The organism is Rickettsiella endosymbiont of Miltochrista miniata, from assembly GCF_964031245.1.
In the GTDB taxonomy this organism is placed as follows: domain Bacteria; phylum Pseudomonadota; class Gammaproteobacteria; order Diplorickettsiales; family Diplorickettsiaceae; genus Aquirickettsiella.
Genome location: NZ_OZ035017.1, coordinates 993,780 through 1,007,723, shown reverse-complemented (window position 1 = coordinate 1,007,723; position 13,944 = coordinate 993,780). Strand labels below are relative to the sequence as shown.

Annotated in this window: 16 protein-coding genes and 1 tRNA gene; 12 read left to right on the top strand and 5 right to left on the bottom strand. The window is 41.7% G+C overall.

Annotated features, from left to right (window positions below; all coding sequences use genetic code 11):
• Positions 1-75: 75 nt before the first annotated feature.
• The 3 genes from AAHH40_RS04630 (at position 76) to AAHH40_RS04620 (ending at position 3,072) form a co-directional block, all read left to right on the top strand.
• The gene (locus AAHH40_RS04630) at positions 76-1,488 is read left to right on the top strand and encodes a hypothetical protein (RefSeq protein ID WP_342219517.1); all 1,413 of its coding nucleotides are present in this window, start codon (positions 76-78) and stop codon (positions 1,486-1,488) included.
• A gap of 45 nt (positions 1,489-1,533) precedes the next feature.
• Positions 1,534-2,448, top strand: a complete 915-nt coding sequence (locus tag AAHH40_RS04625; protein ID WP_342219516.1) for an SPFH domain-containing protein — start codon at positions 1,534-1,536, stop codon at positions 2,446-2,448.
• A gap of 333 nt (positions 2,449-2,781) precedes the next feature.
• Positions 2,782-3,072 (top strand): GIY-YIG nuclease family protein, encoded by a 291-nt coding sequence (locus AAHH40_RS04620; RefSeq protein WP_342219515.1) that lies wholly within the window; start codon positions 2,782-2,784, stop codon positions 3,070-3,072.
• 209 nt (positions 3,073-3,281) lie between these two features.
• Here the strand turns inward: AAHH40_RS04620 and pdxT are convergent, their stop codons facing one another.
• The 3 genes from pdxT to AAHH40_RS04605 form a co-directional block, all read right to left on the bottom strand.
• Positions 3,282-3,857, bottom strand: coding sequence for a pyridoxal 5'-phosphate synthase glutaminase subunit PdxT (pdxT, locus tag AAHH40_RS04615; protein ID WP_342219514.1), 576 nt, complete (start codon positions 3,855-3,857; stop codon positions 3,282-3,284).
• 9 nt (positions 3,858-3,866) lie between these two features.
• Positions 3,867-4,742 (bottom strand): pyridoxal 5'-phosphate synthase lyase subunit PdxS, encoded by an 876-nt coding sequence (pdxS, locus tag AAHH40_RS04610; RefSeq protein ID WP_342219513.1) that lies wholly within the window; start codon positions 4,740-4,742, stop codon positions 3,867-3,869.
• Between the two features lie 225 nt (positions 4,743-4,967).
• Complete coding sequence (locus AAHH40_RS04605) at positions 4,968-6,260, bottom strand: DEAD/DEAH box helicase (RefSeq protein WP_342219512.1); 1,293 nt, start codon at positions 6,258-6,260, stop codon at positions 4,968-4,970.
• A 280-nt stretch (positions 6,261-6,540) separates the two neighbouring features.
• Here AAHH40_RS04605 and AAHH40_RS04600 point away from each other — a divergent pair, with 280 nt between their 5' ends.
• The 5 genes from AAHH40_RS04600 (at position 6,541) to cgtA (ending at position 9,138) form a co-directional block, all read left to right on the top strand.
• Positions 6,541-7,113 (top strand): MepB family protein, encoded by a 573-nt coding sequence (locus AAHH40_RS04600; RefSeq protein WP_342219511.1) that lies wholly within the window; start codon positions 6,541-6,543, stop codon positions 7,111-7,113.
• 99 nt (positions 7,114-7,212) lie between these two features.
• Positions 7,213-7,288: transfer RNA gene (locus AAHH40_RS04595), tRNA-Asn, on the top strand.
• Between the two features lie 48 nt (positions 7,289-7,336).
• Complete coding sequence (gene rplU, locus AAHH40_RS04590) at positions 7,337-7,642, top strand: 50S ribosomal protein L21 (protein ID WP_342219510.1); 306 nt, start codon at positions 7,337-7,339, stop codon at positions 7,640-7,642.
• 12 nt (positions 7,643-7,654) lie between these two features.
• Positions 7,655-7,939, top strand: coding sequence for a 50S ribosomal protein L27 (gene rpmA / locus AAHH40_RS04585; RefSeq protein WP_342219509.1), 285 nt, complete (start codon positions 7,655-7,657; stop codon positions 7,937-7,939).
• 185 nt (positions 7,940-8,124) lie between these two features.
• On the top strand, positions 8,125-9,138 hold the full coding sequence (gene cgtA / locus AAHH40_RS04580) for an Obg family GTPase CgtA (RefSeq protein ID WP_342219508.1): 1,014 nt from the start codon (positions 8,125-8,127) through the stop codon (positions 9,136-9,138).
• Between the two features lie 168 nt (positions 9,139-9,306).
• On the opposite strand, the gene AAHH40_RS04575 is transcribed toward cgtA, so the two are convergent.
• A complete protein-coding gene (locus AAHH40_RS04575) occupies positions 9,307-9,618 on the bottom strand; it encodes an HU family DNA-binding protein (protein WP_342219507.1) in 312 nt (103 codons plus the stop codon).
• Between the two features lie 35 nt (positions 9,619-9,653).
• On the opposite strand from AAHH40_RS04575, the gene AAHH40_RS04570 reads away from it, so the two are divergent.
• The 3 genes from AAHH40_RS04570 to AAHH40_RS04560 all read left to right on the top strand — a co-directional run bounded on the left by AAHH40_RS04570 (position 9,654) and on the right by AAHH40_RS04560 (position 12,323).
• Positions 9,654-10,259 (top strand): CDP-alcohol phosphatidyltransferase family protein, encoded by a 606-nt coding sequence (locus tag AAHH40_RS04570; protein ID WP_342219506.1) that lies wholly within the window; start codon positions 9,654-9,656, stop codon positions 10,257-10,259.
• Complete coding sequence (gene hda / locus AAHH40_RS04565) at positions 10,260-10,952, top strand: DnaA regulatory inactivator Hda (protein WP_342219505.1); 693 nt, start codon at positions 10,260-10,262, stop codon at positions 10,950-10,952.
• 144 nt (positions 10,953-11,096) lie between these two features.
• The gene (locus tag AAHH40_RS04560) at positions 11,097-12,323 is read left to right on the top strand and encodes a hypothetical protein (RefSeq protein ID WP_342219504.1); all 1,227 of its coding nucleotides are present in this window, start codon (positions 11,097-11,099) and stop codon (positions 12,321-12,323) included.
• Positions 12,324-12,360: 37 nt separating this feature from the next.
• Here the strand turns inward: AAHH40_RS04560 and wrbA are convergent, their stop codons facing one another.
• Positions 12,361-12,951, bottom strand: coding sequence for an NAD(P)H:quinone oxidoreductase (gene wrbA, locus AAHH40_RS04555; RefSeq protein ID WP_342219503.1), 591 nt, complete (start codon positions 12,949-12,951; stop codon positions 12,361-12,363).
• 205 nt (positions 12,952-13,156) lie between these two features.
• On the opposite strand from wrbA, the gene rpsB reads away from it, so the two are divergent.
• Positions 13,157-13,942, top strand: coding sequence for a 30S ribosomal protein S2 (rpsB, locus tag AAHH40_RS04550; RefSeq protein WP_342219502.1), 786 nt, complete (start codon positions 13,157-13,159; stop codon positions 13,940-13,942).
• Positions 13,943-13,944: the final 2 nt, after the last annotated feature.

Genomic DNA, 13,944 nt, shown 5'->3' with positions numbered 1-13,944 from the left:
AGGAAACATAACTATAATGAGCCCCTTCATGTCACGAGGGTTGAAATTAAGAAACATGTCATAGGGTAAAAGACTATGCCTTACGTGCTTAACGATTGGTTTCTTTTAAAAATAGCGATATATATTACCCAGCGTAAGATCTGGTTGGTTTTAAATGAGCTGCGGCGTTTAAGTTTGCAATGGTTGTTTTCACTTTTACAGGAAATAATTAAAGCATTTAGTTCCATCACCGGTTGGCGGCTGATCTTACAGGTAATGAAACGTATCGGTTGTATTGTCAAGACCGGTTTGAAGTATATTTTCCTTGATTTACCGGTTCCTGCGCTTGAGTTTTTGTATATCCTGCATTTTGCTCGGGCATTTTTGACATTGGTTGATTTTTTCCAAGATAGCGATAATAAAAATTTAGTTGAAATAACCAAATTTTTATATGCTTGCTTTAAGATTGTTATTTCGCTGGTGATGTTGAGTTTTCTAATCGTACTCTTAGTCCATGGTATGGCACCTTTGGGACTAGTGGCTTATGCGCAGATCAAAACTTTGTTTCGTGTTTATACCTTTTCAAAATTTGGCATTAGTTTGCTGACCTTAGGATTTAGTTACTACAGGACTAAATCTTGCCGTAACGATGCTGAATATGCTTGGTTACAGGCCCAATATCAAGCGAATATTCAAAAACATACGCATATCTTAGTGCTTGGCACCTTAATTACTGGATTGTTAACACTGGTCAGTGTAGTTGGATTTGGTTTGGGGCCGATAGGATTAGCGGTGGCTATTGTGTTGGGAGCATGTTTGCTTATAGTCGATATTGCCAAAGCGATTTATTTTTATAAAAATGGTTGTATTATTCCACAACCTACAGTTGGCAGTTTAGAGCAGAAGAATTCGCTTATTGATTTTTCAACGAATGATTATTATTACAGAAAATGTCGTAGCGGTAGGCTGTATGAAATAAATAACCTTAAAGATTATGAAGCGAATAAAATTTATCTGTTAAAAGAAATTGTCGTAAAAATTATTCAATTGGAAACTAAATTAAAAAATAATTCAGTGTCACGATTTGGTTTTTTTTCAGAAAAACCAAAAATACAAAAGAAAATCGATGGTTTAATCCGAGTAGGGAATTCGCTTTTAAGTGATAATTATAGTGAAAATGAAGCCTTATTTAATACTGTTATTACATCGCTAGAGAGCGATTATGTGGAAATGGAAGCAAGCAACGCGGGTAAATTAGCTTTCGAAACACTAGCAGCAAAGGATTTTTCCGAATTTAATACGTCCAATAATTCTAATTTATGCGATATTTTCTGGAGAATACTTCTATCCGATGCCAAGAAATCATCACCATCACAAGCTTTTGGACAATCGTTTTTTAGAAAAAAAGGTGATTGTGAAGATATTCGCGATGCTTGTCAGGAGTTCTTAACACAGCAAAAACCCGATGATGAAATAGTGGAACCGCGAGCCAGTATGGCAGCTGGATGAATACCTATGTTAGTATAGGTTAAATTTTAACCAGAGCTACCCATTATGTCGCTTTCATTATTACTAATTCTTATTATACCCATAGCAATACTGTTGTTTAAGAGCTTTTTCACTGTGAATCAACAATCCGTTGACGTTATTGAACGCTTTGGGAAATATACCCGCTGTGCACATGCCGGCTTAAATTTCAAAATTCCTTTCATCGAACGTATTGCCGGCGCTATTTCGCTACGTATTTATCCCCTGGATGTCACCCTAGATACCAAAACCCAAGATAATGTGATCGTCAAAATTCAGGTTTCCGTACAATACCGCATTAAAGAAGACCGTGTGTATGATGCATTTTATAAATTAGAGAATGCGAGAGAACAAATCACCGCTTATGTTTTAGATTTGGTGCGTGCTGAAGTACCGACCATGAGTTTAGATGCCGTCTTCGAAAAGAAAGATAGTATTGCGAATGCGGTAAAAAATGAATTAACCGGCACCATGCAAGAATTTGGCTATGAGATTGTGAAAGCCTTGGTCACGAATATTGATCCGGATGAGAAAGTGAAAAATGCCATGAATGAAATCAATGAGCAACAACGCTTGCAAGTGGCAGCACAAGCCAAAGGAGAAGCGGAAAAGATTCTGAAAGTAAAACAAGCGGAAGCCGAAGCAGAAAGTAAGCGCTTACAAGGTGAGGGTATTGCTAATCAACGTAAAGCCATTATCGGTGGTCTGCAACAATCGGTAGGTGAATTTCAAAAAGCCATTCCTGGTGTGACAGCGGCAGATACCATGAATTTGGCCTTGATTACGCAGTATTTTGATACACTGAAAGAAATTGGTGCTAATAACAAAAGCACGACTATCTTGTTGCCACATTCTCCGGGTGGTTTAAAAGATATTGCAGCCCAACTCCAAGAAAGTATTATTACCGGAAATTTAGTCGCGAATTCAGAAAAGGCAGAATAATTTAACATGGATTGCCGCGCGCCTGCGGCGCTCGCAATGACGAAGGTGAGTATGTACTCGCAATGACCCGAAGATTGCTATGTGTTCGCAATGACCCGAAGATTGCTATGTGCTCGCAATGACCGACGGTTGCTATGTGTTCGCAATGACTAGCGCTTCTGTTATTGCGAGCGAGGTGTGCGCAATGCCCAATCGTTCTCGTCATTGCAAGCTCGTTGTTTAATTTGTCATTGCGAGGTGTGCGGCAATGCCAATCGCTCTCTCGTCATTGCGAGCGCGTTGTTTAATTCGTCATTGCGAGCGCGTAGCGCGTGGCAATCCAGATAAAATACTATGCTAAAACAACCCGCCGTTTATATTGTTACCAATAAAAAGAAGGGAATCCTTTACACCGGGGTAACGTCAATGCTAGTTAAAAGGGTCTATGAACATAAAAAAGGGATAATTCATGGCTTTACTAAAAAGTATCATTGTAAATTATTAGTATTTTACGAATTACACGAAACAATGGAGTCAGCCATCGTGCGAGAAAAACAAATAAAGGCGGGCTCTAGAAAAAAGAAAATGCAGTTGATTGAAATGAAAAACCCAAGTTGGAACGATTTATATGAAGAAATCATATAGAAGATTGCCGCGCGCCTGCGGCGCTCGCAATGACGAAGGTGAGTATATGCTCGCAATGACGAAGGTGGGATAGCTCGCAATGACGAAAGTGGGTATGTGCTCGCAATGGCGAAAGAACAGGCCTTCGCAGTGAGTCGATTGTGTCATTGCGAGCGAATGGAATGAGCGTGGCAATCCAATATAGAATTTTATAATTAATCTATTTAAATTTAGGTTTGCGCGGAGTTTCGACCGACTTGCTGGATAAAATAACGATGTAAATAATTATCTTGACTCAGCTCAGGATGAAAGCTAGCGGCAATGATATTATTTTCTTGTACCGCAACGACTTGGTCTTGGTATTGCGCTAGTATTTTAATGTTAGTGTTGGCTAGGAGTGTGAGTTTAGGTGCGCGGATAAAAACCATTTCCATTGCTTGTTTTCTTACTACACAATGTCCGTTTACCACGCGACTAGCGAGCTGTCTGCCGTAAGCATTTCGTGTGACACAGATATTAATACGTCCTAAACTATCTTGTGTCGGTGATATTACTGATTTAGCTAAAAGTATCGCTCCCGCGCAGGTGCCTAAGATGGGTTTGTCATAATCCATGAGACTCGTCCAGAGCTGATACTGTTTGAGTAATTTGATTAATACCGAGCTTTCTCCACCGGGTATAATCAATGCATCGCTGGCTATCAATGTACGGCGATCACGCACTAACGAACAAAACACACCGAGCTTATTTAAGCAGTTGATATGCGCTTGATAGCCACCTTGTAAAGCTAGAACACCGATATTCATAAGAGGGTTTTAAACCAAGCTGGTGATTTCTTCTTCGGACTTAAGATTAAATCCACTCATGCCTTCGGCTAAATCACTCGACACATTGAGTAAAATTTCCGGATTATCAAAATGTGTAGTGGCTTGTACGATGGCACAGGCACGTTTTTCAGGATCTGCTGACTTAAAGATTCCTGAACCGACAAACACACTTTCTGCGCCGAGCTGGCGCAGTAAAGCGGCATCGGCGGGTGTCGCGACACCACCAGCCGAGAAATGCGGTACCGGTAGTTTACCTTCTTCAGCAACCCAGCGTACTAATTCTAAAGGAGCATTTAAGCTTTTTGCTTTTGTGTAAAGTTCTTCATTATTTAAAATGGTCAGTTGTTTAATTTCACGTGTGATAGCGCGCATATGACGTACCGCTTCGAGAATATTTCCCGAGCCCGCTTCGCCTTTAGTACGTATCATGGCGGCACCTTCGGCAATGCGTCTTAACGCTTCGCCAAGATTACGACAGCCACAGACAAAAGGCACATCAAAAGCATGTTTATCAATATGACATTCATCATCGGCACTGCTTAACACTTCACTTTCGTCAATAAAATCGACATGCAATGATTGCAATATTTGGGCTTCGACAAAATGGCCAATACGCACTTTTGCCATCACGGGTATCGAGACAGCTTGCATAATATCGTGAATGATTTTAGGTGAGGCCATACGCGCGATGCCACCCATTTTACGAATGTCTGCAGGTACACGTTCTAAAGCCATGACGGCGCAAGCGCCAGCGGCTTCGGCGATGAGTGCCTGCTCAACGTTAGTGACGTCCATAATGACGCCACCTTTCAGCATTTCAGCGAGACCGGTTTTGATGCGTTGAGAATCATCGAGAAAATTCATAGCCTATCACCACAATAAAAGTTTTATTCTATTCCTTCAAAAATAGCGGGGCTATTGTACAATAAATTTCAGTAATGCGTTATTTGATTTACTCGTCATTACGAGCGCCGTAGGATATCGATCGTCATTGCTGCATGTTGTATAGAATATTGAACGTCATTGCGAGCGCGTAGCGCGCGGCAATCCACTTGCAATGACGGTGAAGCGAATGGCAGAGATATTGGATTAGTCGGTGGTTTTTCTTCTTCTGTTATTACCAGCAAAACTTTTTTGATAATTCACGCGCGGTTTTGGCTTTCGCGGCGCTGAGTGCTGATGAGCATAGGAAAATTGTCTGGGGCGGTCTGCTGTGGTGAGTTCAGCGGGGGCTTTGGCTTTCGCTTTATAATCAAATTCAGGGATAATACATTCTTCTAAACGTTTTTTAATGAGATGTTCAATAGAACGAATTTGTCGTCTATCACCGTTGGTAATCAAACTAAAGGCGGCACCTAATTTAGATGCACGTCCTGTACGTCCAATGCGGTGCGTATAATCTATTGCTGTATTCGGCATATCGAAGTTAATCACATGTGAGATATGATCGATATCAATTCCGCGTGCCGCAATATCGGTAGCGACTAAGAATTTTAATTCACCATGGCGAAATTTGCCGAGTGCAATCTTGCGTTTACTTTGCGATAAATTCCCCTGAAAGGAAGTCGCTTTGTAACCAAGATGTCCAAGGTGTTCGGCCAAACGCTTGGCGCGATGTTTGGTGCGCGTGAAAATTAATGCAGATTGGACGGCATTGTTTTGTAAAATGATTTCCAATAAGTCGGTTTTGAGCGCTTCTGGAACCGGGTAAAGCGTTTGTGTGACGGTGTTGGCTGGAGCGGACTCACCAATTTTTATCGAAACAGGTTTATTCAGTACTTTGTCTGCTAATAAGCGGATATCGGCCGACATGGTGGCAGAAAAAAGTAAGTTTTGGCGCTGTTTAGGTAAATATTTTAAAATATGATAAATAGGCTCGCGGAATCCCAGATCAAACATATGATCAGCTTCGTCTAAGACTAATATTTCAACATGGTTAAGATTCGCCTGCTCACGGCTGTTTTTGCCACCTTGGAGTAGGTCGAGCAAACGACCCGGACAAGCGACGACGATATCGATACCGCCGCGTAATGTTCGATATTGTTCACGATAATTGACGGTACCACCATAAATAGTGGCGCAGCGTAGACCGGTTTTGGCACCGAGTTTATTGATAGAAACACAAATTTGGTCGGCTAGTTCTCGCGTCGGCGCAAGGATCAGGCCGCGTAATTGACCTTTAGGTCCTGCCATCAGGTGTTGTAGTAACGGTAAGGCGAAAGCAGCGGTTTTACCGGTTCCCGTCTGAGCCAAGCCAACGACATCTTGGCCTTGTAGGATAGCGGGTATGGCTTTTGCTTGGATAGGTGTGGCTACTTCGTAACCTTCGGCTTGAATACCGGATAAAATTTGGGCGTTTAAGTTAAATTCTGTAAAGTTCACTAAAAAGTTCCTGGCTATAGTAGGTGAGCCAAGTAACATCTTTAGCTCTAAAAGTGGGCTAGTCTATCAGGCTTATGCAACAAATGATAGGAAAATTGCACTAAAAATAGACGGCCGCTAGTGGGCGCTATTCAGGTGAAAATTCAAGGATCCGAGTTGCTTGTTTTTCTCATCTTCCCATTGACTATAGCAGTCGAGTGGATGATTAACAGTCATCCACTCGTATTGGTGTCAGATGTTTTAATAGTGACTGTTTAATGTGAAATTGCTATGCTAGGGTATGCAATCTACACAGCTTGAACAAAACACTAACTCCCACGATTCCAAGATAGAAAATTGGCAGAATGATGCTTTACATCCGGATCTTTTGGCAACTAAAGATTTGGTTTATAGCCCGCTGCATTTTCACTATTCTATACCCCAAGTCGAAGCTGACAATGCCGAGTACGGGGCTTATTTTTTTACATTACAGGGACGGCGGATAAAGTTTCGGGTGGCGAAAATCACACCGACTAAAATAGGGCAGTTTGTGACTGTATGGAAGAGAGTCGGTAAGCAACCTATCCAACCCTATGATGTGTTAGATCCGTTTGATTTGCTAGTGATTAGCACGCGTCGCGGCGAGCTTTTTGGCCAATTTGTCATGCCAAAATCGGTGTTAGTGCAGCAAGGTATTCTTTCCAAAGCAGGTCAAGGAGGCAAACGAGCGCTGCGCGTCTATCCTCCTTGGGACCAGGCTTGCAGTCGACAAGCGCAAACTACGCAACATTGGCAGCTACGCTACTTTCTAGAGATACCGCACAATAAACCCTTTGATCGGGTACGCGCGCAGCATTTATATCAGCAAAAATAAAGCTTCACTAAAAAATGAGGCGTGCATAAATAAATTCATTTCAACCCTTGACCCATTTCAGCTCTGCTATTACTATAAGCGGCCTTAACGGCTCTTAATTCCCCGATAGCTCAGCTGGTAGAGCAAATGACTGTTAATCATTGGGTCACAGGTTCGAGTCCTGTTCGGGGAGCCAGTATCATCATCAAAGATTTTGTAACAGACCCTCATTTGGAGAGTATAAATGTACGCAGTTATTTCCACTGGTGGAAAACAATATAAAGTCGCCGAAGGCGAAATTATTAAGCTAGAAAAGCTATCGGCAGAGGTCGGCGAAATCATTGAGTTTCCGGTGTTGCTGCTGGCTAATAAAACCGATGTTAAAGTAGGATCACCTTTCTTAGCGGAGTCTAAGGTTAAGGCCTCTATTGTGGAGCATGGTCGCGGTGATAAAATCAAAATTATTAAATTTCGACGTCGTAAGCACCATAGAAAGCAAATGGGCCACCGACAACATTATACAGCGGTTAAAATTACCGAGATTTTATAGGGGTATATTTCAATGGCACACAAGAAAGCAGGTGGTAGTACCCGCAATGGTCGCGATTCACACTCAAAACGCTTGGGCGTAAAACACTTCGGTGGTGAGTCGGTTAAAGCAGGAAATATTATCATCCGTCAACGAGGAACACATTACCACCCAGGTAATAATGTCGGTATCGGCAAGGATCACACCCTATTTGCCTTAGTGCAAGGAGTGGTTAAATTTGCGCGTAAAGGGGCTAAACTAAGATGTTACGTGAATGTGGTTCCTGCATTAGCAGAGCAGGCTAAACACGCTGCTTAATTTACTCGTCATTGCGAGGTAGGCGACCAATCCTCGTCATTGCGAGCACCGAAGGTGCGCGACAATCCCTGGATGGCCACGGCCTCACTGAGGTTTCGGCCTCGCCATGACGAAGTTTTTTATATAAACAAAAATAGTTTTTTAATAATAGTTTTTAATGGTTACCCCGCTTAGCGGGGTTTTTTATGAAATTTTTAGATGAAGTTGAGATACTAGTAGAAGCAGGAAAGGGCGGCGCAGGCTGCGTTAGTTTTCGTCGCGAAAAATTTATTCCATTAGGCGGCCCCGATGGTGGGGATGGCGGTGATGGCGGCAGTGTTTATTTAAAAGCCAATGTTAACCTCAACACGCTGATTGATTTTCATTATAATCGTCTCTATAAAGCCGCCCGTGGCGAAAATGGTAAAGGTAGCGATTGTGCGGGAAAAAAGGGTGACGATCTCTTTTTAGACGTGCCTATCGGTACCGAAATCTTTGATGCGGATACACAAGAATTGATTGGTGACTTAACCGCCAAAGAGCAAACACAATGCGTCGCAAAAGGCGGTTGGCATGGTTTGGGTAATGCGCGATTTAAAAGCAGTAGGAATCGTAGCCCACGTCAATTTACGTCGGGTCATCCCGGCGAAACGCGGCGCTTAAAACTTTCTTTAAAATTATTGGCGGATGTAGGCTTGGTCGGTTTGTCTAACGCCGGAAAATCCAGTCTGATACGAGCCGTATCGGCGGCGACGCCTAAAGTCGCTGATTATCCATTTACGACCTTGCAGCCACACTTAGGTGTGGTGCGCTTAGAAGCGGGACGTAGTTTTGTGATGGCAGATGTTCCGGGATTGATTAGCGGTGCAGCCGAAGGCTTAGGCTTAGGAATAAATTTTCTTAAGCATCTCGATCGTACGCGTTTATTACTCCATGTATTGGATATCCAACCTATCGATGGGAGTGATCCGTTAAAAAATATGGCGTTGATTGAGAATGAGCTGATAAAATACAGTCCTGAATTAGCCGCCAAACCCAGGTGGTTGGTGTTAAATAAAATCGATTTACTACCCGCTGAGGAGTTACAGGAGTATGTGCAACTTATAAAGACTCAACTCCCTGCGCATGTGCCGGTATTTGAAATTTCGGCTTTACAGCGTGTCGGGACACAAGCATTATGTTATGCTCTTGGAGACTTTTTAGAACAAAATGCGCACTAAAATGAGCCAGTCATGGCGAGGCCGAAACGTTAGTTGAGGCCGTGGCCATCTGGATTGCCGCGCACCTTCGGTGCTCGCAATGACGAGGGTTGTTATGTGCTCGCAGTGACAAGTAATATTTTACGCTCGATGGAAGATTCTTTAATAGGCTGAAGAAATTTAGGTTAATTATTCAATGGGATTCATTTCAGTCTGATGAATAGCTTTGTTAACACAATACTTGAGTGTTTTACCCATTTTAAAATGGATGCGATATTTTTCAGGCGCTAAAAAATGTTCTCCGGTTTTGGGGTTAAAAGCAGAACGTGCTGCATTATAATGAGGTGAAAAACTTCCAAAGCCGCGTATTTCTATGCGTTGGCCCTGGTATAATGTTTGTTCCAGCAGTTGGATTAGATGCTCCACACTTTTCTTAACAGTGGCAGCCTGAAGTTGAGGGAACTTTACTATAAGTTGGTTAATGAGTTCTGGTTTCAGCATGGATCACCTATGATAAGTTTGATTAAGCCAAAAAAATGATGCAAATACAACTACGTCATCTACCTAATTTGATTACTTGTATGCGCTTTATCCTAATAGGTCCCATTTTATGGGCCTTGTTGACAAAGTGCTATCCCCTGGCCTTTTATTTATTTGTGGTAGCGGGCGTGAGTGATGGCTTAGACGGTTTGTTAGCGCGTTTTTTTGATTGGACGACGCCTTTAGGTGCTTTATTGGATCCTTTAGCTGATAAACTCTTACTCATGGGCAGTTTTGTTGTATTGGCTTATCTGCAACAAATTCCTGTATGGCTGACGATCATGGTGATAGGGCGCGATATTTGGATTATGGGCGGCGCTTTATTGTATCGCTATTGGGTCGGACCTTTAGATTATAAACCGGTTTGGATCAGTAAGTTAAATACATTTTTTCAATTAGTATTAGTGAGCTTACTGATTATTAAATTAGCTTTTTTTGATATCCCTGCCGAATTAATTCCACGTATTATCGAGGCCGTTTTTGTTACTACCTTATTGAGTTTTATCCAATATACGTGGATGTGGTTTTGGCAAGCGGCTTATTATTTAAAGTTAGCCAGTAAAAAATTAAGCGCCAAGAATCGAAAACAGGGTTGGTCTTAAATGACGCAATTAATTTTGCCTATCCAACCTCCGGATGCATGTTGTTTTGAAAATTTTTATACCGGTCAGAATGCTATTCTTTTAAATTGCTTACGACAATTTTCGCTTAAAATAGGTGAGCCTTATATCTATATTTGGGGTAATCCGGGTGCAGGTTGTACGCATTTACTGCAAGCGTGTTGTCATGCGGCACAACAGCAAGGATTTTCCGTCGTTTATTTACCTTTAAACACATTAAAAAAAAATAACAGTAGTGAGATATTGCGTGGTTTAGAGTCAGTCGATATGGTGTGTATCGATGAACTTGACAGTCTTGCGGATGATAGTATTTGGCAAGAGTCATTATTTCATTTCTATAATCGTTTACAAGAACAGTCACGTTTTTTGTTGATCGCGGCTAAGCATAGTCCACAACAATTAAATTTTTCCTTGCCTGATTTAATTTCACGTTTATCTAGCGGTGTTTTATTTCAAGTACGCGAATTAAATGACGCGGAAAGACTCATTGCCTTACAACAACGCGCTTACTTAAGGGGTTTAGAACTTTCCGAGGAAGTGGGTCAATTTTTATTGTTACGTCTTCCACGGGATTCGCAAGCGCTTTTTTCCGCTTTAATGCAACTTGATAAAGCCAGCTTAAGCTTAAAGCGTAAGTTAACCATTCCTTTAGTTAAATCTATTTTAAAATTATAAATTTAACGTTAGTATTGTCTAAGCAGTAAAGAATACTTCGTCATTGCGCGGGTAGCAACCTTCGTCATTGCGAGCAGCGTAGCAACCTCGTCATTGCGAGCACCGTAGGTGCGTGGCAATCTAGTTCTATAGGAAAATAAAAAAATGCCTAATGATAGAAAGGCTGAAGAGCATCCAATCGCCCCGAAAGAGAATAGCAACATTGTGTATTGGCTATTTACTAACATGGCTATGGGTATAGGGTTGGCGTCAGTTCTTCTCTATTTTTTGGTGCGCAATCAATCAAACTCTGGCTTGAATAGTGTAAAAAGTGGAAAGTCTTCTGGTATTGCTAATCAAGCTGCTTTTTTTCCTTCTCCTGCGCTGCCTTGTGTCAATGAAGAATGTGTTGAATTTGCTTACCATCAGTCTTTTAGGGGTAATAAATTTCGTGTAGTTGTTAATAAAAACTTAGCAACTCTAAAGAAAATAGTGGCATCACTACCTTTAACATTGGCTAATCGAGCGGCTTTAGCGAAGGCAACGATTCGTCTCGTACCCGTTAGTCCTTTACGTTCTGGTGCAAGTGGCTTTATTGAAGGGCTGGGGCAAATATTTATAGTGATGAATGAATATCTTGATGAACAAGATCTTAGGGGAACTTTGTTAAATGAAATACATCATTTAACGGTTATGGAGATAAACAAACACAAATTAGGAAATAATTGGGATGATTTCTCGAGTGGTCAGGTAGCCGGCCTGCCGTTTATGACAAAAGACGGTAAGATAAGTACAAAGCTCAAAACACAATTAGAAAAATCTTTATTACAGATTAAAAATAAGATGAGTGAGTTTGATTCTTTATTAAATAACCAAGAGCAGCTATCAGGTGAAGCAAAGAAAAAACTCGCTACTTATCTTGCTGCCATGGATGATTATGTGCCTACGGTTTATAATCGTATTTTGGATATTAATCTGTTTAAACATGTTGATAGACATCAGCATAGTATAGAAATTAAAATGACTTTGGACACGGATCAGGAAGTTTATGGTAAGCCTGTTTTTAATTATAAAAAGGATGAAGTTTTAGTATGGTATTCGCTTAATCGGGATCGATCGCCATTAGAACTTGCTAAAGCGTTTATCTATGATTTTAAGCAAAGAGAAGAACGAAGCAATACAATTTATACCTCTGCGTATGCAAGAGAAGAAAGAGCAGAGTCGCTAAGTGACTATTTATTAACAGAAGCAGCAAGTGACATGGATGAGTTGTTAACACCTAAGCTGAAAAAAGTGTTCGCTCCGCTTTTCATGGATTATTTTGATCGCTATGCTGATCCTTATTTGCAAAGTATATTTATTCCCAGCCTAAGTCGTATGGCTCAACGCTAGAATAGTTGGAATAAACTCAGTTGAGAGCGCTAGCTTATTAATGTAATTTCAAGGCAATGTGTGCTAAGCGTTTACCTAAGGCTTGGCAAAGTCGTTTCTCTTCGTCGCTAATCGGATTTTTACTGTCTTTGCCGGCCATATGCGTCGGTCCGTAGGGGGTTCCGCCGGTTTGTGTGGTACTTAAATCGGATTCCGTATACGGAACGCCAACGACAATCATGCCGAGATGGATCATTGGCAGCATCATGCTCAGCAGCGTGGTTTCTTGCCCACCGTGTAGACTAGACGTCGAGGAAAAAACCCCCACCGGTTTATCGACTAATTCACCTGAAAACCATAGACCACTTAAGCTATCGATAAAATGTTTTAAAGGAGCGGCCATATTACCAAAACGCGTCGGACTGCCTAAGGCGATGCCGATAGCGCCGCGAACATCTTCTAGCGTGGCATAAGGCGGGCCAGCCGGTGGGATTTTCTCTTCCACGGCTTCACAAACAGTCGAAATATTGGGGACGGTGCGAATTCTTACTTCTACACCTTCAATCGACTCGATGCCTCTTGCGACTTGTTGGGCCATTTTTGCCACAGCACCATAGCGGCTGTAGTAAAGCACTAATAGGTAAGGCATAGCCTTGACTCTCCTTAAATTATGGATAAGAACCCGATAGGCTGGGCTTGATGTTGATGCAACAAGTCATTCTATGGTATAAAACACCGCGCTGAAAAGCGATATTTCACACACCTAGTATCTAAGTTATTTGAGGGTGGCTATTTCAAAGATAGTCTTCAAATAATACGAGGTGGAGGTTTAACCCAATTGGAGATTATATAAAGTGTCAGCAACAGCAACATTAAGACAGTTATTTGAAGCCGGTGTCCATTTTGGTCACCGTACGTGTTTTCGTGAGCCGAAAATGGCTCCGTATATCTACGGCGTGCGTAATGGTATTAGCATCATCGATCTAGAGAAAACTCGAGACTACATTACTGAAGCGCTTAATTATATCGCAAAAATAGCCGCTCGGCCTGGTAGCAAAATCTTATTTGTCGGAACAAAACGTGCCGCACAGGATTTAGTGAAAGAACAAGCCTTACGCTGCGGTATGCCTTATGTTAACCATCGCTGGTTAGGTGGCTTGTTAACTAATTATCGGACTATCCGTCAGTCTATTAAACGGCTGAAAGAATTGGAAGCACAAAGCCAAGATGGTAGCTTTGACCAATTAACTAAAAAAGAAGCGCTGAATTTACAGCGACAAATGGATAAATTGGAACGCGGTTTAGGTGGGATCAAAGATATGAGTGGTTTGCCGGATGCCTTATTTGTGATTGATAGAGGCTACGAGCACATTGCTATCTGTGAAGCACAAAAGCTAAAAATACCGGTGATTAGTATTGTCGATACGAATCATTCGCCTGAAGGTATTGATTATATCATTCCAGGTAATGACGATGCTGCTCGTGCGATTACACTGTATACACAGATGGTCGCGGATACTATTTTAGATGCACGCGCTGCTGCTAAAAAACCGACCGACTTAAAACTCCCTGAAGAAAAAGCCGAAGCTCAAGAACCTGTGGTGGAATCGACTAAATCTACCGAAGGAAAAGAGGAATAAGC

Bases quoted from the DNA above. Each gene is read 5' to 3' on its own strand.
- rplU (WP_342219510.1), top strand. From the start codon at position 7,337: ATGTACGCAGTTATTTCCACTGGTGGAAAACAATATAAAGTCGCCGAA.
- AAHH40_RS04620 (WP_342219515.1), top strand. From the start codon at position 2,782: ATGCTAAAACAACCCGCCGTTTATATTGTTACCAATAAAAAGAAGGGA.
- AAHH40_RS04600 (WP_342219511.1), top strand. From the start codon at position 6,541: ATGCAATCTACACAGCTTGAACAAAACACTAACTCCCACGATTCCAAG.
- AAHH40_RS04575 (WP_342219507.1), bottom strand. From the start codon at position 9,618: ATGCTGAAACCAGAACTCATTAACCAACTTATAGTAAAGTTCCCTCAA.
- cgtA (WP_342219508.1), top strand. From the start codon at position 8,125: ATGAAATTTTTAGATGAAGTTGAGATACTAGTAGAAGCAGGAAAGGGC.
- wrbA (WP_342219503.1), bottom strand. From the start codon at position 12,951: ATGCCTTACCTATTAGTGCTTTACTACAGCCGCTATGGTGCTGTGGCA.
- hda (WP_342219505.1), top strand. From the start codon at position 10,260: ATGACGCAATTAATTTTGCCTATCCAACCTCCGGATGCATGTTGTTTT.
- AAHH40_RS04625 (WP_342219516.1), top strand. From the start codon at position 1,534: ATGTCGCTTTCATTATTACTAATTCTTATTATACCCATAGCAATACTG.
- pdxS (WP_342219513.1), bottom strand. From the start codon at position 4,742: ATGAATTTTCTCGATGATTCTCAACGCATCAAAACCGGTCTCGCTGAA.
- rpmA (WP_342219509.1), top strand. From the start codon at position 7,655: ATGGCACACAAGAAAGCAGGTGGTAGTACCCGCAATGGTCGCGATTCA.
- AAHH40_RS04560 (WP_342219504.1), top strand. From the start codon at position 11,097: ATGCCTAATGATAGAAAGGCTGAAGAGCATCCAATCGCCCCGAAAGAG.
- AAHH40_RS04630 (WP_342219517.1), top strand. From the start codon at position 76: ATGCCTTACGTGCTTAACGATTGGTTTCTTTTAAAAATAGCGATATAT.
- AAHH40_RS04570 (WP_342219506.1), top strand. From the start codon at position 9,654: ATGATGCAAATACAACTACGTCATCTACCTAATTTGATTACTTGTATG.
- pdxT (WP_342219514.1), bottom strand. From the start codon at position 3,857: ATGAATATCGGTGTTCTAGCTTTACAAGGTGGCTATCAAGCGCATATC.